19 protein-coding genes are annotated in these 21,212 nt (G+C 71.0%); all 19 read right to left on the bottom strand.

From position 1 onward, the window contains the following. Window positions 1–349: 349 nt before the first annotated feature. Window positions 350–1,390 (bottom strand): polyprenyl synthetase family protein, encoded by a 1,041-nt coding sequence (locus BM339_RS13285; protein WP_021593195.1) that lies wholly within the window; start codon window positions 1,388–1,390, stop codon window positions 350–352. 10 nt (window positions 1,391–1,400) lie between these two features. After that, window positions 1,401–2,990, bottom strand: coding sequence for an NADH-quinone oxidoreductase subunit NuoN (gene nuoN, locus BM339_RS13290; protein WP_021593194.1), 1,590 nt, complete (start codon window positions 2,988–2,990; stop codon window positions 1,401–1,403). Further along, window positions 2,987–4,567, bottom strand: a complete 1,581-nt coding sequence (locus tag BM339_RS13295; RefSeq protein WP_021593193.1) for an NADH-quinone oxidoreductase subunit M — start codon at window positions 4,565–4,567, stop codon at window positions 2,987–2,989. The genes nuoN and BM339_RS13295 overlap by 4 nt, the downstream gene beginning before the upstream one ends. Next, window positions 4,564–6,480, bottom strand: coding sequence for an NADH-quinone oxidoreductase subunit L (nuoL, locus tag BM339_RS13300; protein WP_075021020.1), 1,917 nt, complete (start codon window positions 6,478–6,480; stop codon window positions 4,564–4,566). The genes BM339_RS13295 and nuoL overlap by 4 nt, the downstream gene beginning before the upstream one ends. Before the next feature lie 10 nt (window positions 6,481–6,490). Next, window positions 6,491–6,790, bottom strand: a complete 300-nt coding sequence (gene nuoK, locus BM339_RS13305) for an NADH-quinone oxidoreductase subunit NuoK (RefSeq protein WP_021593191.1) — start codon at window positions 6,788–6,790, stop codon at window positions 6,491–6,493. Then, entirely contained in the window at window positions 6,787–7,707 is a 921-nt protein-coding gene (locus BM339_RS13310; RefSeq protein ID WP_021593190.1) for an NADH-quinone oxidoreductase subunit J, read from the bottom strand. Before BM339_RS13310 ends, nuoK begins: the two co-directional genes overlap by 4 nt. After that, complete coding sequence (gene nuoI / locus BM339_RS13315; protein WP_420883409.1) at window positions 7,704–8,309, bottom strand: NADH-quinone oxidoreductase subunit NuoI; 606 nt, start codon at window positions 8,307–8,309, stop codon at window positions 7,704–7,706. The genes BM339_RS13310 and nuoI overlap by 4 nt, the downstream gene beginning before the upstream one ends. Window positions 8,310–8,352: 43 nt before the next feature. Then, window positions 8,353–9,714, bottom strand: coding sequence for an NADH-quinone oxidoreductase subunit NuoH (gene nuoH, locus BM339_RS13320; protein ID WP_075021022.1), 1,362 nt, complete (start codon window positions 9,712–9,714; stop codon window positions 8,353–8,355). After that, the gene (locus BM339_RS13325; RefSeq protein ID WP_075021023.1) at window positions 9,711–12,173 is read right to left on the bottom strand and encodes an NADH-quinone oxidoreductase subunit G; all 2,463 of its coding nucleotides are present in this window, start codon (window positions 12,171–12,173) and stop codon (window positions 9,711–9,713) included. Before BM339_RS13325 ends, nuoH begins: the two co-directional genes overlap by 4 nt. Further along, complete coding sequence (nuoF, locus tag BM339_RS13330; RefSeq protein ID WP_021593186.1) at window positions 12,170–13,468, bottom strand: NADH-quinone oxidoreductase subunit NuoF; 1,299 nt, start codon at window positions 13,466–13,468, stop codon at window positions 12,170–12,172. Before nuoF ends, BM339_RS13325 begins: the two co-directional genes overlap by 4 nt. Further along, a complete protein-coding gene (nuoE, locus tag BM339_RS13335) occupies window positions 13,465–14,244 on the bottom strand; it encodes an NADH-quinone oxidoreductase subunit NuoE (RefSeq protein ID WP_075021024.1) in 780 nt (259 codons plus the stop codon). The genes nuoF and nuoE overlap by 4 nt, the downstream gene beginning before the upstream one ends. Window positions 14,245–14,335: 91 nt before the next feature. After that, complete coding sequence (locus tag BM339_RS13340) at window positions 14,336–15,682, bottom strand: NADH-quinone oxidoreductase subunit D (protein ID WP_021593184.1); 1,347 nt, start codon at window positions 15,680–15,682, stop codon at window positions 14,336–14,338. After that, on the bottom strand, window positions 15,679–16,458 hold the full coding sequence (locus tag BM339_RS13345) for an NADH-quinone oxidoreductase subunit C (protein WP_021593183.1): 780 nt from the start codon (window positions 16,456–16,458) through the stop codon (window positions 15,679–15,681). Before BM339_RS13345 ends, BM339_RS13340 begins: the two co-directional genes overlap by 4 nt. A gap of 95 nt (window positions 16,459–16,553) precedes the next feature. Next, window positions 16,554–17,099, bottom strand: a complete 546-nt coding sequence (locus BM339_RS13350; protein ID WP_021593182.1) for a NuoB/complex I 20 kDa subunit family protein — start codon at window positions 17,097–17,099, stop codon at window positions 16,554–16,556. Between the two features lies 1 nt (window position 17,100). Then, entirely contained in the window at window positions 17,101–17,460 is a 360-nt protein-coding gene (locus BM339_RS13355; protein ID WP_021593181.1) for an NADH-quinone oxidoreductase subunit A, read from the bottom strand. Between the two features lie 145 nt (window positions 17,461–17,605). Further along, window positions 17,606–18,862 carry a geranylgeranyl reductase family protein gene (locus BM339_RS13360; protein WP_024935753.1) on the bottom strand — a complete coding sequence of 419 codons (1,257 nt, stop codon included), beginning with the start codon at window positions 18,860–18,862 and terminating at the stop codon, window positions 17,606–17,608. A gap of 149 nt (window positions 18,863–19,011) precedes the next feature. Next, the gene (locus BM339_RS13365; protein ID WP_075021025.1) at window positions 19,012–19,728 is read right to left on the bottom strand and encodes a demethylmenaquinone methyltransferase; all 717 of its coding nucleotides are present in this window, start codon (window positions 19,726–19,728) and stop codon (window positions 19,012–19,014) included. Between the two features lie 78 nt (window positions 19,729–19,806). Beyond that, entirely contained in the window at window positions 19,807–20,088 is a 282-nt protein-coding gene (locus tag BM339_RS13370; RefSeq protein WP_021593178.1) for a DUF4229 domain-containing protein, read from the bottom strand. Window positions 20,089–20,158: 70 nt separating this feature from the next. Then, the gene (locus BM339_RS13375; protein WP_021593177.1) at window positions 20,159–21,151 is read right to left on the bottom strand and encodes a threonine ammonia-lyase; all 993 of its coding nucleotides are present in this window, start codon (window positions 21,149–21,151) and stop codon (window positions 20,159–20,161) included. Window positions 21,152–21,212: the final 61 nt, after the last annotated feature.

Here is a 21,212-nt window from a genome sequence, read left to right on the forward strand (position 1 = left end):
CCCGCGCAGTCACAAGGCCCGCGCAGTCACAAGGCCCGCGCAGTCACAAGGCCCGCGCAGTCACAAGGCCCGCGCAGTCACAAGGCCCGCGTAGTCACACGACCCGCGTACTACTAAGCCCCCGCGATGTCGCGGCGCTCCTGATTGCGTGGCCCGCGTCCACAGGCGACGTGCCTCGCGCAGTCGCACAGCCCGCCTGGTGACGTCGCCCAGGCAGCGATGTGGCGGGTGGAGCGACGCGCCCTGCACGATGGGCACCGGCCGCACAGTGGCGCGGGCCGTCTCGTGGCTGCCTGCGAAGACACGGGCCTGCGCGATGGCGCGGCGCGCGTGGGGATGTGGCCGGGGGTTAGCCGGTTCGGGTTATTACGTAGTCGCAGAGGTTTGTGAGGGACTGGCGGGCGGGGATTTCGGGGAGGGTGAGGAGTTCGGTGCGGGCGTCCTCGGCCCAGCGGCGGAGGTCGGCGCGGGCGCGGTCCATGGCGGGGTGGGCGCGCAGGAGGGTGAGGGCCTCGGTGTGGAGGGCGTCGTCCGTGAGGTCCTGGGTGAGGAGCTCGCGGAGGCGGGCGTCGTCGGGGCCCGAGGAGATGCCCGCGAGGACGTGGTGCATCGGGAGGGTGCGGATGCCCTCGCGGAGGTCGGTGCCGGGGGTCTTGCCGGACTCCTCGGTCTCGGAGGCGATGTCGAGGATGTCGTCGGAGAGCTGGAAGGCGATGCCGATCTTCTCGCAGGCCGAGGTGACGGTGTCGACGACGTGCGCGGGGGCGCCGGCGAGCAGGGCGCCGAACTGGCCGGAGACGGCGATGAGGGACGCGGTCTTGTCGGCGACGACCTGCAGATAGTGCTTGAGGGGGTCGGCGTCGGGGGTGGGGCCGACGGTCTCCTGGATCTGGCCGCGGACGAGGCGGGCGAACGCGCGGGCCTGGATGCGGACGGCCTCGGGGCCGAGGTCGGCGAGCAGGTCGGATGCGCGGGCGAACAGGTAGTCGCCGGTGAGGATCGCGACGGTGTTCGTCCAGCGGGAGTTGGCCGACTGCTGGCCGCGGCGGACGGTCGCCTCGTCCATGACGTCGTCGTGGTAGAGGGTGCCGAGGTGGGTGAGCTCGACGACGACGGCGGCGGGGACGACGCCCAGGGCGGACGGGTCGCCGAAGTGGGAGGCCAGCAGCACCAGCATCGGCCGGAACCGCTTGCCGCCCGCCTCGACGAGGTGCCGTGAGGCCTCGGTGAGCAGCGGGTCCTCGCCGCGCACGCACTCCTGGAGGAGGGTCTCGACGGCGGCCAGGCGCTCCTTGGCGTCGGCCGCGAGGGCGGCGTCGACGGGAAGCCCGAACGGGCCGGTCTCCTCGAAGGCCGGCCCGCCGGGCTTCTCAGCGGATGGGTTGCTCACCCAAGACTCCCTACCGGACGAACATGTGGGTCGTGGCGGTCCCCGCGAGGTCCAGGACGGGCTGCGGGATCACGCCGAGTACCACAGTAGCCGTCACGCCGAGGGCCACCGCGACCGCGGTCGCCGGGCCGGCCACCACGACCGGGCCCTCGGCGTCCGGCTCGCTGAAGAACATGACGACGATCACACGGACGTAGAAGAACGCGGCGACGGCGGAGGAGACGACCGCGACGATCACCAGGGGCGTCGCGTCCCCTTCCACGGCCGCCTTGAACACCGCGAACTTGCCGGTGAACCCGCTGGTGAGCGGGATGCCGGCGAACGCCAGGAGGAAGAACGCGAACACGCCCGCAACGACCGGGGAGCGCTTGCCGAGGCCCGCCCAGCGGGACAGGTGCCCGGCCTCGCCGCCCGCGTCCCGGACCATCGTGACGACGGCGAACGCGCCGACCGAGGTGAAGCCGTAGGCGACCAGGTAGAACATGGTGCTGGACAGGCCGTCCGGGGAGCTGGCGATCACGCCCATGAGCAGGAAGCCCGCGTGCGCGACCGAGGAGTAGGCCAGCATCCGCTTGATGTCGGTCTGCGTGATCGCGATGATCGACCCGGCGACCATGGTGAGAATGGCCACACCCCACATGACGGGCTGCCAGTCCCAGCGCAGCGTCTCGAACGCGACGTAGTAGACGCGCAGGATCCCGCCGAACGCGGCGACGACGGTGCAGGACGCCATCAGCGCCGTGATCGGGGTGGGGGCGCCCTGGTAGACGTCCGGCTTCCACATGTGGAACGGGACGCCGCCGAGCTTGAACAGCAGCCCGACCGACAGCAGCGCGACGCCCGCGAGGAGCATGGTCTCGCTGCCGGCGTCCTTGCCGATCTGCGCGGAGATGTCCGACAGCCGCACCGACCCGGCGTACCCGTACAGCAGCGCGGCGCCGTAGAGGAAGAACGCCGAGGAGAACGCGCCGAGCAGGAAGTACTTCACCGCCGCCTCCTGGGAGAGGAGGCGCCGCCGGCGGGCGAGCCCGCACAGCAGGTACAGCGGCAGCGACATGACCTCCAGCGCCACGAACATCGTGAGGAGGTCGTTGGCGGCCGGGAACATCATCATGCCGCCGACCGCGAACATCATCAGCGGGAACACCTCGGTCTGGGTGAACCCGGCCGCGGTGGTGCGCTGCTCGGCCTCGCTGCCGGGCAGGGCGGACGCCTGCGCGGCGAAGTGCCCGCCGGCGGCGCGGCCGTCCCCCCGCTCGGCGATCAGCAGCGTGCTGACCAGCGCCAGCACCAGGATGGTGCCCTGGATGAACAGGGTGGGGCCGTCCACGCCGAGCGCGCCCTCGGCGGCGACGTGGTGCGGGTCGTCGCGCCACGCCAGGAGGATCGTCCAGACGAACCCGCCGGCGAGGCCGAGGAACGCGACCGGCACCTGCGTCCAGTACCGGCCCCTCCGGCCGACGAACGCCTCGACGAGCACGCCCACGACGGCGGCGCCGAGGACCAGCAGCAGCGGGCCGATCTGCCCGTACTCGATGTGCGGCGCGGGGATGTCACCCCCTTGGGCGAGGACGCCGCTCACCTGACTGGTGGTGCTCATGGACGGGCTCCGTTCTCGGCGACGTTACCGGTGATGTCCGGCGCCGGATCGCGCTTGTCGACGCGGGCCAGCGTGTGGTCCACGGACGGGTTGATCACGTGCAGCACCGGCTGCGGGAAGAGGCCCATCGCGACGATGATCGCGATGATCGGGGCGATCGCCCACTTCTCCCGGGCGGACAGGTCCTTCATGCCCTCGACCGCGGGCGCCTTCGGGCCGCCCATGGTCCGCTGGTACATCCACAGGATGTAGATGGCGGCGAGCACGACGCCGCTGACCGCGAGGACCGCCGCCCACCGGTGGGTGCTGAACGTGCCGACGATGACGAGGAACTCCGACACGAAGGTGGACAGGCCCGGCAGCGACAGCCCGGACAGGCCGGCGATCAGGAACGTCCCGGCGAGCACGGGCGCCGCCTTCTGCACGCCGCCGTAGTCGGCGATCCGCGCCGACTTCCGCCGGACGATGAGGAAGCCGACGATGAGGAACAGCGCGCCGGTGGAGAACCCGTGGTTCACCATGTAGAGCGCGGCGCCGGACTGGCCCTGCGACGTCATCGCGAAGATGCCGAGGACGATGAAGCCGAAGTGCGACACCGACGTGTAGGCGATGAGGCGCTTCATGTCGACCTGGCCGATCGCGAGGATCGCGCCGTAGATGATGCTCAGCACCGCGAACGCGAGGACGACCGGGGTGGCCCACTTCGCGGCGCCGGGGAACAGCTCCAGGCAGAACCGGAGCATGCCGTACGTGCCGACCTTGTCCAGGACGCCGACGATCAGCACCAGCGCGCCGGTCGGGGACTGCTGCGCCGCGTCCGGCAGCCAGGTGTGCACCGGCACCATCGGCGCCTTGATCGCGAACGCGACGAAGAAGCCGAGGAACAGCCACTTGGCCGTCGTCGGGTCGATGTTCATCGTCGACAGCTCGTCGAACATGAACGTGCCGTGCCCGAGGCCGCCCTCGTCGACGGACTTCGCCGACAGCGGGTACAGCCAGATGACGGCGACGAGCATCAGCAGGCCGCCGAACAGCGAGTACAGCAGGAACTTGACCGCCGCGTAGGAGCGCTGGGCGCCGCCGTAGTACCCGATGATGAAGTACACCGGGATGAGCATCGCCTCGAAGAAGACGTAGAAGAGGAACACGTCGGTCGCCGCGAAGACGCCGATCATGGCCGCTTCCAGCGACAGCAGCAGCGCGAAGTAGGTCTTCAGCGACCGCTTCGCGGGGACGTCCACCCCGCCGGACCGGTCGGCCTCGCTCCAGGACGCCAGCATGACCAGCGGGACGAGGATCACCGACAGCAGGATCATCACCAGCGCGACGCCGTCGACGCCGACCGCCCAGTGGACCCCGAACTCCTTGATCCACCAGTACTTCTCGGTGAACTGGAACCGGTCGCCGCCCGCGTCGAAGCCCGCCGCCATGACGCCGGCGAGGGCGGCGACGACGAGGGAGACGCCGAGCGCGAACTGCTTGACCAGCGCCTCCCGCTCGCGCGGGATGACGCTGAGCAGCACCGCGCCGGCGAGTGGCAGCGCGATGAGGACGCTCAGCCAGGGAAAGTCGCTCATGACACGTTCACCACCAGGAGCGCCGCCACCACGAGGGCGGCGCCGCCGAGCATCGACAGGGCATAGGAGCGGGCGAAGCCGGTCTGGACGCGCCGGAGCCGGCCGGAGCTGCCGCCGACCCCGGCGGCCGTGCCGTTCACGGCGCCGTCGACGCCGCGCCCGTCGAACCAGACCGCGAGCCGGGTCAGCCACTGGCCGGGGCGCATCAGCAGCGACTCGTTGAGCGCGTCGCCGTAGAGGTCCTTGCGGGCCGCGACGGTGACGAAGGACCCCTTGGGCGCCTCGCGCGGCACCTTCCGGCTCCCGTACTGCACCCAGGCGATCCCCGCGCCGACGATCATCAGCACGAAGGTGGCGATGCCCGGGGCGGCGAGCGGCTGGAACTCGTGCTCGTGCTCGGGCGCGCCGACGACCGGTTCGAGGAAGTGGGCGAACGGGCCGAGGACGAGGTAGCCGCCCGCGAAGACGGACCCGAGGGCCAGCAGGATCAGCGGCCACGTCATGACGGCCGGCGACTCGTGCGGGTGGACGTCGTCCTCCCAGCGCTTCTCACCGAAGAACGTCATGAACATGACGCGCGACATGTAGTACGCGGTGATGCCGGCGCCGACGAGCGCGCACGAGCCGAGGATCATCCCGGACGTGCCGCCCTTGTCGTAGGCGGCCTCGATGATGCCGTCCTTGGTGAACCAGCCGGACAGGCCGGGGAACCCGATGATGGCGAGGTACCCGAGCCCGAACGTCGCGTAGGTGATCGCCATCACCGAGCGGAGCGCGCCGTAGTGGCGCATGTTCACGTCGTCCTTCATGCCGTGCATGACCGAGCCGGCGCCGAGGAACAGGCCCGCCTTGAAGAAGCCGTGCGCGATGAGGTGCGCGATGGCGAAGACGTAGCCGGGCTTGCCGAGGCCCGCGGCGAGGTGCATGTAGCCGATCTGCGACATCGTCGACCCGGCGAGGGCCTTCTTGATGTCGTCCTTGCCGCACCCGATGATCGCACCGGCGAGCAGCGTGGCCGCGCCGACGATCGTCACCACGAGCTGCGCGGTGTCGGACATCTCGAAGATCGGCCCGGACCGGACGATGAGGTACACGCCCGCGGTCACCATCGTCGCCGCGTGGATGAGGGCCGACACCGGGGTCGGGCCCTCCATCGCGTCCAGCAGCCAGGACTGCAGCGGGAGCTGCGCCGACTTGCCGCAGGCACCGAGCAGGAGCAGCAGCCCGATCGCGGTGGCGGTGCCGGTGCCGAGCTGGGACGCGAGGCCCGCGTGCTCGGCGCCGGTGCCGAGGACCGGCCCGAAGTCGATGGTGCCGAAGGTGGCGAAGATCAGCGCGATCGCGATGATCAGCCCCATGTCGCCGACGCGGTTGACGACGAACGCCTTCTTCGCCGCGGTCGCCGCGGTCGGCTTGTGCTGCCAGAACCCGATGAGCAGGTACGAGGCGAGGCCGACGCCCTCCCAGCCGAGGAACAGGATCAGGAAGTTGTTCCCCAGCACGAGCAGCAGCATCGCCGCGACGAACAGGTTCAGGTAGGCGAAGAACCGCCGCCGGTCGGGGTCGTCGGCCATGTAGCCGATCGAGTAGATGTGGATGAGCGAGCCCACCCCGGTGATCAACAGCACGAAGCTGATGGACAGCGGGTCCACCAGCAGGTCCATGCCGATCTTGAACGTGCCGACGTCGATGAAGTCCCACAGGTGCAGGGTGCGGCGCCGCTCCTCGGCGTCGTACCCGATCATCTGCGCGAACATCGCGACGCCGACCGCGAACGACGCGACCGACATCGCGGCGCCGAGCAGGTGGCCCCACTTGTCGGTGCGCCTCCCTCCCAGCAGGAGGATCGCGGCGCCCGCGAGCGGGAGCGCGATGAGGAGCCAGGACGCGGCCTGGACGCCTTCCGCTTTCATCCCAGGCCTCTCAGTACTTCAGCAGGTTCGCGTCGTCGACCGACGAGGACCTGCGGGTCCGGAAGATGGTCATGATGATCGCCAGGCCCACCACGACCTCCGCCGCGGCCACCACCATCACGAAGAACGCGATGATCTGGCCGTCCAGGTTGCCGTGCATGCGGGAGAACGAGACGAACGCGAGGTTCGTCGCGTTCAGCATGAGCTCGACGCACATGAACACCACGATCGCGTTGCGCCGCACGAGGACGCCGAGCGCTCCGATGGTGAACAGGATCGCCGAGAGCGCCAGGTAGTGCCCCGGACTCATTGACCAGCCTCGCCTTCACTCGCGCCGCCGCCCGCGGCCGGCGACCCCGACTTGACCGAGCGCGACTCGGCGTCGGCGTCCTCGGCCTCTTCGGTGGCCGCCTTGACCGCGGCCACGTCCCGTTCGAGGGCCTCCTCCTCGGTGCCGCCGAACAGGTCGGCGTGCCGCTCCGCGGTGTCGGTGCGGGCGGCGATGACCGGGTTGACCGACAGCTCCGACGGCGTCCCGTCCGGCAGCAGCGCCGGCATGTCGACGGCGTTGTGCCGGGCGTAGGTGCCGGGGCCGGGTAGCGGGCCCGGGTGGTCGCCGGACAGGAACCGCGCCTTGGACAGGTCCCGCTGCGTCGCCTTCGGCTCGGTGCGCTCCCGGTGCGCCAGCACCATCGCGCCGAGCGCCGCGGTGATCAGCAGGGCGCTGGTCGCCTCGAACGCGAACACGTACTTGGAGAACAGCAGCCGGGCCAGGCCGACCACGTTGCCCTCGGCGTTGGCCTGGTTCAGGCCGGCCGAGTCGCCGAGCGCGGCGTTGCCGAGCCCGACCGTCAGCAGGACGATGAAGCCGACCGCGGCGATCACCGCCCAGAAGCGCTGGCCCCGGATCGTCTCCACCAGGGAGTCGGTGGAACTGACCCCGACGAGCATCAGCACGAACAGGAACAGCATCAGCACCGCGCCGGTGTAGACGATCACCTGCACGAACGCCAGGAACGGCGCGTTCTGGATCGCGTACAGCGCGGCGAGGCAGAGCATCACGGTCGCGAGCAGCAGCGCCGAGTGCACCGCCTTCCGCATGAGGATCATGCCGAGCGCGGCGAGGACCGACACGACGGCGAGCAGCCAGAAGAAGAACGGCTCGCCCGACTGCTTGTCGGCGACGTCGGCCGCGAGGACGTGCGCGCCAGCCAGGGACGGCGTCATTTCCGCTCACCGCCCTTGCGCGCCTTCTCCCGCTTGACGGCCTGGTCGACGCTGGCGCGCCCGCCGCCCTCAGAGGGAACGTTCGGAGCCGAAGGCGCTCCGGGGGGCGTGGGGGGTCGTCCCCCCTCGGGAGAAACGTGCGCGTCTTCGGACTGGAGGCCGAGGCGGTAGTAGTCCTCCTCGGTGTCGCCGAGCCGCATCTCGTGCGGCGGCGCCTCCATGCCCTCGCGCAGCGGCGCCAGCAGCATCTCCTTGGTGTAGATGAGGCTCTCGCGGCTGTCGTCGGCGAGCTCGTACTCGTTGGTCATCGTCAGCGCCCGGGTGGGGCACGCCTCGATGCAGAGCCCGCACAGGATGCACCGCAGATAGTTGATCTGGTAGGTGCGGCCGTACCGCTCGCCGGGCGAGTACCGCTCGTCCGCGGTGTTGTCGGCGCCCTCGACGAAGATCGCGTCAGCGGGGCACGCCCACGCGCACAGCTCGCAGCCGATGCACTTCTCCAGGCCGTCCGGCCACCGGTTGAGCTGGTGGCGGCCGTGGAAGCGCGGCGCCGTCGGCTTCTTCACCTCGGGGTACTGAACGGTCTCGCTCTTCATGAACATCTGGTGGAACGAGACCCCGAACCCCTTGACCGGGTTCAGGAAATCAGTGAGTCCCACTGGTGACCTCCTCGGGAGGGTTTTCGATCGTGGCCTGCCCGCGCGGCTCCCGGGCGCGGCCGTGGTAGTGGGGCGCGTCCATCGGCGGCACGGGGAACCCGCCCGCGGCCGGGTCGGTCCGCGTCCCCGCCGCGGCGCCCGGGACGATCTCCTTGTCGTCCTCGCCGCGGAACATCTCCCAGATCACCGTGGCGACCAGCACGACCGCGGCGGCCACGGCGGCGACGATGACGATCTGCCGCATGTCGTAGCCGTCGTTGCGCAGCGCGCGGATGGTCGCGACCAGCAGGATCCAGCCGAGCGAGAAGGGCATCAGCACCTTCCAGCCGAGCTTCATCAGCTGGTCGTAGCGGACGCGCGGCAGCGTGCCGCGCAGCCAGATGAAGAAGAAGATGAACACGAAGATCTTGACCAGGAACCACAGCACCGGCCACCAGCCGGAGTTGGCGCCGGCCCAGACCGTGGAGATCGGCGCGGGAGCGCGCCAGCCGCCGAGGAACATCGTGGTGGCGAGCGCCGACAGCGTCGCGAGGTTGATGTACTCCGCGAGGAAGAACATCGCGAACTTCAGCGACGAGTACTCGGTGTGGAAGCCGCCGACCAGCTCGCCCTCGCCCTCGGGCAGGTCGAACGGGATGCGGTTCGACTCGCCCATCATCGTGATCACGTACACGACGAAGGACGGCGCGAGCAGCACCACGAACCACTTGTCCTGCTGCGCCGCGACGATCTGCGAGGTGGACATCGAGCCCGCGAACATGAACACCGCGACGAACGACAGGCCCATGGCGATCTCGTAGGAGATCATCTGCGCGGACGAGCGGAGCCCGCCGAGCAACGAGTACGGCGACATCGACGACCAGCCGGCCAGCACGATGCCGTAGATCGCCATCGACGACATCGCGAGGACGAGCAGCACCGCGACCGGAAGGTCGGTGCCCTGCAACGCCGTCTCGTGCCCGAAGACCGACACGCGCGGCCCGAACGGGATGATGATGAACGAGATGAACGCCGGGACGGCCGCCATCACCGGCGCGAGGATGAACACGATCTTGTCCACCTGGCGGGGGACGATGTCCTCCTTCAGCGCCAGCTTGACGCCGTCGGCGAGGCCCTGCAGCAGGCCGAAGGGCCCGGCGCGGTTCGGGCCGACGCGCAGCTGCATCCGGCCGATGATCCGCCGCTCGATCCACATCGTCATCAGCACGGTCACGACGAGGAACACGAAGATGGCGAGGACCTTGCCGCCGATCAGCCACCACGGGTCGGTGCCGAAGCCCTCCAGCGCGGGGTCGGCCGCGGGCGCGGCCAGGGGCCCGGCCGGGACGGCGGCGGGGAGCGGGCTCATTCGGCACCTCCAGCGTTCCCGTGCGCGCTCGCGAGCGTCCCGCTCGCGATCTTGACGATGCCGCCGGCGGCCGCGCCCAGGTCCCGGTACAGCGCGCAGCCGGCCGAGTCCGTCGGCAGCCACACCACCCGGTCGGGCAGGTCGGGGGTGATCTCCAGCGGGAGCGTGACCTCGCCGCGCGGCGCCGACACCGTCACCGCCCCGGTCGCGCCGATCTCCGCGGCCGTCGCGGGCGACAGCCGGGCGACCGCGGCCTTGGCGGTGCCCGCGAGGAACGGCTCGCCGTCCTGGAGGCGGCCCCGGTCCAGCAGCAGCCGCCACGTCGCGAGCAGCGCCTCGCCCTGCTCGGGGTGCGGCGGCAGCGGCTGCGCCACGTCCGGCGCGTCCGGGCGGGTGCCGCGGTGGGCGCCGAGTGCGGTCAGCTCGCGGCGCGCGGCGTCCGGTCCGGGCAGGCCCAGGTGGACGTCCATCTCGTCGGCGAGCGCCTGCAGGACCCGCAGGTCCGACATCCGCCCGGACGACTTCAGCACGACGTCGAACGGCCGGCCGCGGCCCTCCCAGTCGACGAACGTCCCGGACTTCTCCGCGACCGCCGCGACCGGCAGGACGACGTCGGCGCGGTCGGTGACCGCGCTCGGCCGCTGCTCCAGGCTCACCACGAACGGGGCGGCCTCAAGCGCTTTCAGCATCGCCTCCGGGTCGGGGAGGTCGTAGGGGTCGACGCCGCCGACGAGCAGCGCGCCGCGCCGCCCCTGCGCCGCCGCCGCGATGATGCCCGCGGTGTCCTCGCCGGGCCCGGTGGGCAGCTCCGCGACGCCCCACGCGCGGGCGACCTCGGCGCGCGCCTCCGGGTCGGTGACCGGACGGCCGATCGGCAGCAGCCCGGGCAGCGCCCCGGCCTCGATCGCGCCGCGCTCCCCGGCCCGGCGCGGCACCCACGCCAGCCTGGCGCCGGTGACCTGCGCCACCCGGACCGCCGAGGTGAGGGCGCCGGGGCTGGTGGCGAGCCGCTCGCCGACCAGGATGACGGCGCCGGGCGTCTCCAGCAGCGTCCGGACGTCGGCGCGGTCGTCGTCGCCGATGAGCGAGCCGAGAGTCTCGGCCTCCGCGCCGGGCGCCGTCGGCAGCAGCGTGCCGCCGAGCTTCGCCAGCCCGCGCGTCGCGAACGGCGCGGCGGCGTACACCGGGAGCCGGTTCTTGCGGAACGCCTTGCGGAGCCGCAGGAACACGATCGGCGACTCCTCCTCCGGCTCCAGGCCGGCGAGGAGGACGACCGGCGCCTTCTCCAGGTCGGAGTACGACACCTCGATGGAGCGTCCCGCCACGGACGAGGCGAGGAACCGCGACTCCTCGTCCGACAGCGGGCGGGCCCGGAAGTCGACGTCGTTGGTGCCGAGCGCGATCCGGGCGAACTTGGCGTAGGCGTAGGCGTCCTCAAGGGTGACGCGGCCGCCGGCCAGCACACCGGCGGAGCCGCGCGCCCCGGCGAGGCCGCGCGCCGCGATCGTGAGCGCCTCCGGCCACGACGCCGTCTCCAGCACGCCGTCCTCGTTGCGGACGAGCGGGTGGGTGAGGCGGTCGGGCCGCGTCGCGTAGGTGAAGGCCCAGCGGCCCTTGTCGCAGTTCCACTCCTCGTTGACCTGCGGGTCGTCCCCCGCCAGCCGCCGCGTGACCTTCCCGCGCCGGTGGTCGGTGCGCAGCGAGCAGCCGGACGCGCAGTGCTCGCAGACGCTCGGCTGCGACACGAGGTCGAACGGCCGGGACCGGAACCGGTACGCGGTGCCGGTCAGCGCGCCCACCGGGCAGATCTGCACGGTGTTGCCGGAGAAGTAGGAGTGGAACGGGTTGCCGTCGGCGGTCCCGACCTCCTCCTTCGCGCCCCGGGCGAACAGGTCGATGAACGGGTCGCCGGCGATCTGCTCGGAGAACCGGGTGCAGCGGGTGCACTGGATGCACCGCTCCCGGTCGAGCAGCACCTGGCTGGACAGCGGGAGCGGCTTCGGCCAGGTCCGCTTGGTCTCGGTGAACCGCGTCTCGCCGCGCCCGTTGGACATCGCCTGGTTCTGCAGCGGGCACTCGCCGCCCTTGTCGCAGATCGGGCAGTCCAGCGGGTGGTTGATGAGCAGGAACTCCATGATGCCGTGCTGGGCCTTGTCGGCCACCGGCGAGGTGAGCTGGGTCTTGACGACCATGCCCGGCATCACGGCGGTGGTGCAGGACGCCTGCGGCTTCGGCATCCCGCGGCCGTTCCCGGCGTCGGGGATCTCCACCAGGCACTGCCGGCAGGCGCCGATCGGGTCGAGCAGCGGATGCTCGCAGAACCGGGGGATCTGGATGCCGAGCAGCTCGGCGGCCCGGATGATCAGCGTGCCCTTGGGCACCTCGATCTCGAAGCCGTCGATGGTGCAGGAGACCATCTCGACCTTCTCCACCGCCGCCTTGTCGTCGGTGACGGTCACTTGGCACCTCCCCAGAGGGTGGACTCGGCCGGGTCGAAGGGGCAGGCGCCCTGCTCGAAGTGCCGGAGGTACTCGTCCCGGAACAGCTTGATGGACGAGACGACGGGGCTGGTCGCGCCGTCGCCGAGGGCGCAGAACGCGCGGCCGAGGATGTTGTCGGAGATGTCCAGCAGGGTCTCCAGGTCCTCCTCGGTGCCCTGGCCGGCCTCCAGCCGCTTCAGCATGAGCTTGTACCAGTAGGTGCCCTCGCGGCACGGCGTGCACTTGCCGCACGACTCGTGCGCGTAGAACTCCGACCAGCGCAGCACGGCCCGGACGACGCAGGTCGTCTCGTCGAAGATCTGCAGGGCGCGGGTGCCGAGCATGGACCCGGCGGCGCCGACGGACTCGAAGTCCAGCGGCACGTCCAGGTGCTCCTCGGTGAAGATCGGCGTGGACGACCCGCCGGGCGTCCAGAACTTCAGCCGGTGGCCCTCCCGGACGCCGCCCGCCATGTCGAGCAGCTCCCGCAGCGTGATGCCGAGCGGCGCCTCGTACTGGCCGGGCCGGGTGACGTGCCCGGACAGCGAGAAGATCCCGAATCCCTGGGACTTCTCGGTGCCCATCGCGGCGAACCACTCCGGGCCGTTCCCGATGATCGAGGGAACCGACGAGATCGACTCGACGTTGTTGATGACGGTGGGCCCGCCGTACAGGCCCGCCACGGCCGGGAAGGGAGGCTTCAGCCTGGGCTGACCGCGGAACCCCTCAAGGGAGTCCAGCAGCGCCGTCTCCTCGCCGCAGATGTAGGCCCCGGCGCCGCTGTGGACGACGACGTCCAGGTCGTAGCCGGACCCGAGGATGTCCTTGCCGAGGTAGCCGGCCTCGTACGCCTCCGCCACCGCCTGGTGGAGGCGGCGGATGACGTGCAGCACCTCGCCGCGGACGTAGATGAACGCGACGTTCGACCTGATCGCGTAGGAGCTGATGACGATGCCCTCGACGAGCACGTGCGGGTTGGCCATCATCAGCGGGATGTCCTTGCACGTGCCCGGCTCGGACTCGTCCGCGTTCACCACCAGGTAGCGCGGGTTCGGGCTCGTCGGCGGCAGGAAGCCCCACTTCATCCCGGTGGGGAAGCCGGCGCCACCGCGGCCGCGCAGGCCGGAGTCCTTGACCGCCTGGACGATCTCGTCCGGCTCCATGCCGAGGGCCTTGCGCAGCGCCTTGTAGCCGCCGCCGCGCTCGTACCCCGCGCGGGTGAAGGAGTCGGCCTGATCCCAGTTGCTGGTGAGGATCGGGGTCAGCGTAGTCACTTGTTCCGTCCCTCCTGGCTTCCGGGCTTCGCCTCGCCGGGGACGGGCTTGCCCGGCTCGTGCGGCGGCGCGGAGATCTGCTCCGGCTTCACCGGCTCCTCCGGGCGCTCGCGGTCGGTCTCGGCGGACGGCGCCGACCACCCGCGCTCCTGCGCCAGCTTGAGGCCGACCAGCGACTCCGGCCCGGCCTGGACGCCCTCGCCGGCGCGCCCGTCCGGGAACCCGGCGAGCACGCGGGACGCCTCCTTCCAGGTGGCAAGCTGCTCCGCGCCGCGTGAAGGAAGCACTTGCTCACCCGAGCGCAGGTCGTCGACGAGCCGCTTCGCCTTCTCGGGAGTCATGTTGTCGAAGAACTCCCAGTTGACCATCATCACCGGCGCGAAGTCGCAGGCGGCGTTGCACTCGATCCGCTCCAGGCTGACCTTGCCGTCCGGGGTGGCCTCGTCGTGCCCGACCCCGGTGTGCTCGCTCAGCTCGTTCCAGATCTGGTCGCCGCCCATGATGGCGCACAGCGTGTTGATGCAGACGCCGACGTGGTAGTCGCCGACCGGCGCGTGCTTGTACTGCGTGTAGAAGGTGGCGACGCCCTTCACCTGCGCCGGGGTGATGCCGAGCTGCTCCGCGCAGAACTCGATCCCGTCCTCGGTGACGTGCCCCTCCACCGACTGCACCAGGTGCAGCAGCGGCAGCAGCGCCGACCTCGGCCGCGGGTAGCGGCCGATGATCGCCTTGGCGTCCGCCTCCAGCCGCTCCCGAATCTCCGGTTCGTACGTCATCGGTCCACTCCCCCCATGACCGGGTCGATGCTGGCCACGGCGGCGAAGGCAGCAGGTGCGACCATGCCGCATGCCGGACCCCGTGCGATGCTCATCGGTCCACGCCTCCCATGACCGGGTCGAGGCTGGCCACGGCTGCGATGACGTCGGCGACCATACCGCCCTCCGCCATCGCCGGGGTGGCCTGCAGGTTGACGAAGGACGGCTCGCGGAAGTGGACGCGGTACGGACGGGTGCCGCCGTCGCTGACCACGTGGGCGCCGAGCTCGCCGCGCGGCGACTCGATCGGCGCGTACGCCTGCCCCGCCGGCACCCGGAAGCCCTCCGTCACCAGCTTGAAGTGGTGGATCAGCGCCTCCATCGAGGTGCCCATGATGTGCGCGATGTGCCGGGGCGAGTTGCCCATGCCGTCCGCGCCGATGGCGAGCTGCGCCGGCCAGCCGATCTTCTTGTCCTCGATCATCACCGGGCCCTTGGCCGACTGCAGCCGGTCCAGGCACTGCTCGACGATCTTCAGGGACTCCTCCATCTCGTCCATCCGGACGAGGTAGCGGCCGTACACGTCGCAGGTGTCCTGCGTCGCGACCTCGAAGTCGTAGGTCTCGTAGCCGCAGTAGGGCTGCGACTTGCGCAGGTCCCACGGGATACCGGTGGCGCGCAGGACTGGGCCGGTGACCCCGAGGGCCGTGCAGCCGGTCAGGTCCAGGTACGCGACGTCCTTCGTCCGCGCCAGGTAGACCGGGTTCGCGTCCATCAGCTTGCGCAGCGCCTGGATCCGCTTCGGCATCCGGTCCAGGTAGTCGCGGATCTTGCTGGTCGCGCCGCTCGGCAGGTCCTGCGCGACCCCGCCCGGACGGACGTAGGCCATGTTCATCCGCAGCCCGGTGATCTCCTCGAACAGGTCGAGGGTGTACTCGCGCTCGATGAAGCCGTTCAGCATGACCGTCGTCGCGCCGAGCTCCAGCCCGAACGTGGCGATCGCGACCAGGTGCGAGGAGATCCGGTTCAGCTCCATCATCATCACGCGGATGATCTGGGCGCGCTCCGGGACCTGCTCGGTGACGCCGAGCAGCTTCTCCACGCTCAGGCAGTACGCCGTCTCGTTGAAGATCGGCGCCAGGTAGTCCATCCGGGTGCAGAACGTGGTGCCCTGCGTCCAGGTGCGGAACTCCATGTTCTTCTCGATGCCGGTGTGCAGGTACCCGATGCCCACCCGGGCCTCGTTCACCGTCTCACCGTCGAGCGTCAGGATGAGCCGGAGCACCCCGTGCGTGGACGGGTGCTGCGGGCCCATGTTGACGACGAGCCGCTCGTCGCCGAGGTCCTCGGCGCCCGCGACGACCTGGTCCCAGTCCTGCCCGTTGACGTCGAAGACCTTGCCCTCGGCCGCCTCTTCCGCGGCGTAGGCGTCGTACTCGGTGTACTTCGTGGAGCTCATGCGTACGACCGCCTTTCGTCGGGCGGCGGGATCTCCGCCCCGCGGTATTCGACGGGGATGCCGCCGAGAGGGTAGTCCTTGCGCTGCGGATGCCCCACCCAGTCGTCGGGCATCTCGATCCGCGTGAGCGCCGGGTGGCCGTCGTAGACGATCCCGAAGAAGTCGTAGGTCTCCCGCTCGTGCCAGTCGGCGGTCGGGTACACCGGCACCAGCGACGGGACGTGCGGGTCGGCGTCGGGGCAGGTCGCCTCCAGCCGGACGCGCCGGTTGTGCGTGATCGACAGCAGGTGCACGACCGAGTGCAGCTCGGCGCCCTCGTCCTTCGGGTAGTGGACGCCCGACACGCCGGAGCACAGCTCGAAGCGCAGGGACGGCTCGTCGCGCATCGTCCGGGCGACCTCGGCCAGGTGCTCGCGCCGGACGAAGAACGTGAGCTCACCGCGGTCGACGACGACCCGCTCGATCGCGTCCCCGAAGTCGGGGCCCGCCTTCTCCGCGGACGCCCCCTGGGAGCCGAGCGCCCTTTCGAGCTCGTCGGCGATCTCGTCGAACTCGCCGGCCTCGGCCGCGCCGCCGGGCCCGCCGTAGGGGCGCTGCGCGGACACCTTCGGGCTCTGCCGGATGACCAGGCCGCCGTAGCCGGACGTGTCGCCGGTCGTCTTCGCGCCGAACATCCCCTTGCGCGCGATCGGCTGCTCCCGGCGCTCCTCCTCGGTCTGCGCGGGAAGCTGGTCGGCGCCCTGCTCGGCCTGCTGCTCAGGATGCTGAGACGTCATCGCGACCACCTCCTGGGGGGACGACCCCCCAGACCCCCCGGCAAGTGCCCGTGAACGCTGACCTGCACTCCGCTGCGCTCCGTTCCGGTCATCGTTCACGCTCCCTGTCCCAAGAGCGGCAGCTGGCGGCGCTTGGCCTCTTCGAGCTCCGCGATCTGCTTCGCGCGCTGCGCCCCGAGCTTGGTGTTGTTGATCTTGTCGTGCAGCTTCAGGATCGCGTCCAGCAGCATCTCCGGCCGCGGCGGGCAGCCCGGCAGGTAGATGTCGACCGGGACGATGTGGTCCACGCCCTGCACGATCGCGTAGTTGTTGAACATGCCGCCCGACGACGCGCACACGCCCATCGCGATGACCCACTTCGGCTCGGTCATCTGGTCGTAGATCTGCCGCAGCACCGGCGCCATCTTCTGGCTCACCCGGCCCGCGACGATCATCAGGTCGGCCTGCCGCGGCGTCGCCGAGGCACGCTCCATCCCCCACCGGGAGAAGTCGTGCCGGGGATCGCCGGTCGCCATCATCTCGATCGCGCAGCAGGCGAGGCCGAACGTCGCCGGCCACATCGAGCTGCTGCGCCCCCACCCGGCGAGCTTCTCGACCGTGGTCAGCAGGAAGCCGCTGGGGAGTTTCTCCTCTAGACCCATCTCAGTCCCACTCCAGACCGCCGCGCCGCCAGATGTAGGCGTACGCCACGAGGACGGTGACGATGAAAAGGACCATCTCGACAAGGCCGAACAGCCCCATCCGGTCGAACGCGACCGCCCAGGGGTAGAGGAAGATGATCTCAATGTCGAAGACGATGAAGAGCATCGCCGTCAGGTAGTACTTGACCGGAAAGCGCCCGCCGCCGACCGGCTGCGGGGTGGGCTCGATGCCGCACTCGTAGGCGTCCAGCCGGGCCCGGTTCCACCGCTTGGGCCCCGTGAGCGCGGCCATTCCCACCGAGCCGGCCGCGAAGACGAAGGCGAGCACCCCGAGCACGATGATCGGAATATAGAGATCCATATCCCTACAGCCTCTCCTCGGGACGTACGACGTTGTACGGGACGGGCCGTCTGCGACCCGCCACCCTAGCCAAGGTGATCAATAGCGCTCCCCTCAGGGGGTCGGGTACTGCACTTTAGTCCGCTCACCTGCGGAAGCTTGCATTTCATGCCGCCGGCGCCACCTTCTGCATCGCGTTGATGACCCGGTCCATCGCGTCCCCGCCCTTCGGGTCGGTCAGGTTCGCCAGCAGCTTGAGCGTGAACCGCATCAGCGTCGGGTGCGGCAGGCCGTGCGAGGTGAGGAACTTCATGATCCGCGGGTCGCCGATGGCCTGCACGAACACGCGGGCGAGGGTGAAGTAGCCGCCGTGCTCGTCCTTCAGGATGCGCGGGTACTCGTACAGGGTCCGCTCGCGCTGCGCCGGGGTGCGGCGGGCGAGCGCCTGCACCATGATGTCGGCGGCCAGCCGGCCGGACTCCAGCGCGTAGTCGATGCCCTCGCCGTTGAACGGGTTGATCATGCCGCCGGCGTCGCCGACGAGCAGCATCCCGCGGGTGTAGTGCGGCTGCCGGTTGAAGCCCATCGGCAGCGCCGCGCCGCGGATCTTGGACGTGGCGTGCTCCTCGTCGAACTGCCAGTCCTCCGGCATCTGCGCGCACCAGCGCTTCAGCATGCCGCGGTAGTCGACGCTCTGGAACGCCTTGCTGGTGTTGAGCAGGCCGAGCCCGACGTTGGACGTCCCGTCGCCGACGCCGAACACCCAGCCGTAGCCGGGCAGCAGGCGCTGGCCGTCCCACAGCTCCAGCCACGCCTCCATGAACGCGTCGTCGTGGCGGGGGCTCTGGAAGTAGCGGCGGACCGCGACGCCCATCGGGCGGTCCTCGCGCCGGCGCAGCCCCATGGCGAGCGACAGCCGCGTCGAGTTGCCGTCGGCGGCGACGACGAGCGGCGCGCGGAACTCGATCTCGTCGCCGCCGTACTCGGCGGTGACGCCGACGATGCGGTCGGTGCGCTCGTCCAGGATCGGGCCGGTGACGGTGCAGCCCTGCAGGAGCTTGGCGCCGGCCTTGGCGGCGTGCTCGGCGAGGAGCTGGTCGAGGTCGGTGCGCTTGCGGACGAGCCCGTAGTCGGGGAAGGACGCGAGCTCCGGCCAGGGCAGCTCGACCTTCACGCCGCCGCCGTAGATGCGCAGGCCCTTGTTGCGCCCCCAGCCCGGGTCGTTGACGTCGACGCCCATGCCGATGAGGGCGCGCACGGCCCGCGGGGTGAGGCCGTCGCCGCAGATCTTGTCGCGCGGGAAGGTGGCCTTCTCCAGCAGCTGGACTTCCAGTCCGGCCTGCGCGAGCCAGTAGGCGGTCGACGATCCGGCGGGGCCCGCCCCGACGACGATGGCATCCGCGTGTCGGGTGGAGTCGGTCACGATGGTCCTCTTCGCTCGTTCGCTTGTGAAGTACTTCACAAGGATCCGTTGGGGAGTCTATTCCTTTATCACGACTGGTGGGTACTTCTGGGGCGGTCCGAGTTTGGAGCGGTCCGAGCCCACCGGCCCGTCACCGGGTCGAGGGGGCCTCAGCCGGGCTTGACGGCGTGGTGCAGCGCGGCCACCCCGAACGTGAGGTCGCGCCAGCGCACCTCGCCCCAGCCCGCGTCCTGGATCAGCCGCGCCAGCGCCGCCTGGTCCGGCCAGGCCAGCGTCGACTCGGCGAGGTAGCGGTAGGAGTCGGGGTTGGAGCTGACCCGTGCCAGCAGCGGCAGCCCGTACCGCAGATGCGCCCGGTGGCCGAGCGCCAGCACCGCGTTCGGGGGGTGGCTCACCTCGCAGACCAGCAGCCGCCCGCCCGGTCTGGTCACCCTGCGCAGCTCGCGCAGCGCGCGTCCGGTGTCGGCGACGTTGCGCAGCCCGAAGGAGATGGTGACGGCGTCGAAGGAGGCGTCCGCGAAAGGGAGGCGCAGCGCGTCACCCGCCACGAAGCTCAGCCCCCGGACGCCGCCCGGCCGCCCCCGGCCGTGCCGGCGCACCCCGACGCGCAGCATGCCGAGCGAGAAGTCGCACGCCACCGTGTCGGCGCCGGCCTCGGCGAACGGCACCGACGAGGTGCCCGTCCCCGCCGCGAGGTCGAGGACGCGCTCACCCGGCTTCGCCGCCAGCGCCCGGACGACCTCCCGCCGCCACCGCCGGTCCTGTCCGCCGGTCATCAGCGTGTTCAGCAGGTCGTACCGCTCCGCGGTGCCGTCGAACATCGCCGCGACGTCGGCGGGCTGCTTGTCGAGTGAGGCGCGGGTCATGCCCCCACCCTAAGAGGCCCCGCGCACCGCCGGGCGCAAGGGGCTCGCGGGTGTCACTCCGCGCGGGAGCGCACTGTCTCACTCAGCGCGGGGCCGCGCCGTGTCACTCCGCGCGGGGCGTGTCCCGTCCTCCTTGGTGACCGACTTCTCGAAGCGCTCCCGCTGGGCGCGCACGCCCCGGGTGACGGCGGCCGACATCCGATCCCGCTGGGCGGACAGCAGCACGTAGCTGACGATCCCGCTGATCAGCAGGGCCAGCATCAGGAGCAGGAAACCGCGGGCCCCGAAGAGCGCGAGCACGCCCGCGGTGGCCGCGAAGATCGCGAGCCGCGCGAGGGTGTAGAGCAGGACGGAACGCATGACCCTTCGAGGGTATCCCCGCGATCCGGCGACCCCGGCCCGGGGTCGCCGCCCGGGGTCACGGAGGCGGCTACCCCCGGCCCAGCACCTCCAGCAGGAGGGCGGGGTCCACGTTGCCGCCGGAGAGGATCGACACGTAGGTCCGGCCCTCCGGAAGCTCCGCGCGGTGGTGGAGGTAGGCGGCGGTGGCCACGGCCCCGGCCGGCTCGGCGATGAGGCGCGCCTCGCGGGCGAGGCGGCGCATCGTCCCGCGGATCTCGTCCTCGGTCACGGTGACGATGCCGTCCACGTACGCGCGCATGTGCGCGAACGGCAGGTCGCCGACCTGCTGGACGCGCAGCGCGTCGGCGATCGTGCGGCCGGTCTCCTCCGCCGTCCAGGCGACCGGGCGCCCGGCGGCCATCGACTCGCGGGCGTCCGCGGCCAGCTCCGGCTCGACGCCGATCACCTTCGCCTCGGGGCGCAGCTCCTTCACCGCCGTGGCGACGCCCGCGAGCAGGCCGCCGCCGCTGACCGGGACGAGCACCACGTCCACGTCCGGGCGGTCCTGGACGATCTCCAGCCCGGTGGTGCCCTGGCCCGCGATGATCCGCGCGTCGTCGTAGGGCGGGATCATCGTGAAGCCGTGCGCGGCCTGGAGCTTGCGGGCGGTCTCGACGCGGGCCTGCGACGTCGGCTCGACGTGGACGACCTCGGCGCCGAGCGCGATGCACGCGTCGACCTTCACACCCGGGGCGGTGTGCGGCATGACGAGGACGGCCCGGATGCCGAGCGCGCGGGCGGCGTAGGCGACGGCCTGCGCGTGGTTGCCGCTGGAGTGCGTCACGACGCCGCGCTCGCGCTCCCGCGGCTCCAGCGACGCGATGGCGGAGTACGCACCGCGGATCTTGAAGGCGCCGATCGGCTGCAGCGACTCGGCCTTCACGAGCAGCGACGGCGCCTCCGCGCCGTCGTCGGCGGGGGCGGGGTCGCGGGGAAAGGGGACGAGCGGCGTCCGGACGGCGACGCCCGCGATGCGCTCGGCGGCGCGCTCGATATCCGGTGGCGAAACGAGATCCGACATGTCCGGGAGACTACTTCGGGCGCCGTTCCGGACGATCCGCCGGGGACGGCCTTCCGGGACG

The sequence above is a fragment of the Actinomadura madurae genome, assembly GCF_900115095.1.
Classification (GTDB): domain Bacteria; phylum Actinomycetota; class Actinomycetes; order Streptosporangiales; family Streptosporangiaceae; genus Spirillospora; species Spirillospora madurae.

Bases quoted from the DNA above. Each gene is read 5' to 3' on its own strand.
- nuoN (WP_021593194.1), bottom strand. From the start codon at position 2,990: ATGAGCACCACCAGTCAGGTGAGCGGCGTCCTCGCCCAAGGGGGTGAC.
- BM339_RS13295 (WP_021593193.1), bottom strand. From the start codon at position 4,567: ATGAGCGACTTTCCCTGGCTGAGCGTCCTCATCGCGCTGCCACTCGCC.
- nuoL (WP_075021020.1), bottom strand. From the start codon at position 6,480: ATGAAAGCGGAAGGCGTCCAGGCCGCGTCCTGGCTCCTCATCGCGCTC.
- nuoK (WP_021593191.1), bottom strand. From the start codon at position 6,790: ATGAGTCCGGGGCACTACCTGGCGCTCTCGGCGATCCTGTTCACCATC.
- BM339_RS13310 (WP_021593190.1), bottom strand. From the start codon at position 7,707: ATGACGCCGTCCCTGGCTGGCGCGCACGTCCTCGCGGCCGACGTCGCC.
- nuoI (WP_420883409.1), bottom strand. From the start codon at position 8,309: ATGTTCATGAAGAGCGAGACCGTTCAGTACCCCGAGGTGAAGAAGCCG.
- nuoH (WP_075021022.1), bottom strand. From the start codon at position 9,714: ATGAGCCCGCTCCCCGCCGCCGTCCCGGCCGGGCCCCTGGCCGCGCCC.
- nuoE (WP_075021024.1), bottom strand. From the start codon at position 14,244: ATGACGTACGAACCGGAGATTCGGGAGCGGCTGGAGGCGGACGCCAAG.
- BM339_RS13340 (WP_021593184.1), bottom strand. From the start codon at position 15,682: ATGAGCTCCACGAAGTACACCGAGTACGACGCCTACGCCGCGGAAGAG.
- BM339_RS13345 (WP_021593183.1), bottom strand. From the start codon at position 16,458: ATGACGTCTCAGCATCCTGAGCAGCAGGCCGAGCAGGGCGCCGACCAG.
- BM339_RS13350 (WP_021593182.1), bottom strand. From the start codon at position 17,099: ATGGGTCTAGAGGAGAAACTCCCCAGCGGCTTCCTGCTGACCACGGTC.
- BM339_RS13355 (WP_021593181.1), bottom strand. From the start codon at position 17,460: ATGGATCTCTATATTCCGATCATCGTGCTCGGGGTGCTCGCCTTCGTC.
- BM339_RS13365 (WP_075021025.1), bottom strand. From the start codon at position 19,728: ATGACCCGCGCCTCACTCGACAAGCAGCCCGCCGACGTCGCGGCGATG.
- BM339_RS13370 (WP_021593178.1), bottom strand. From the start codon at position 20,088: ATGCGTTCCGTCCTGCTCTACACCCTCGCGCGGCTCGCGATCTTCGCG.
- BM339_RS13375 (WP_021593177.1), bottom strand. From the start codon at position 21,151: ATGTCGGATCTCGTTTCGCCACCGGATATCGAGCGCGCCGCCGAGCGC.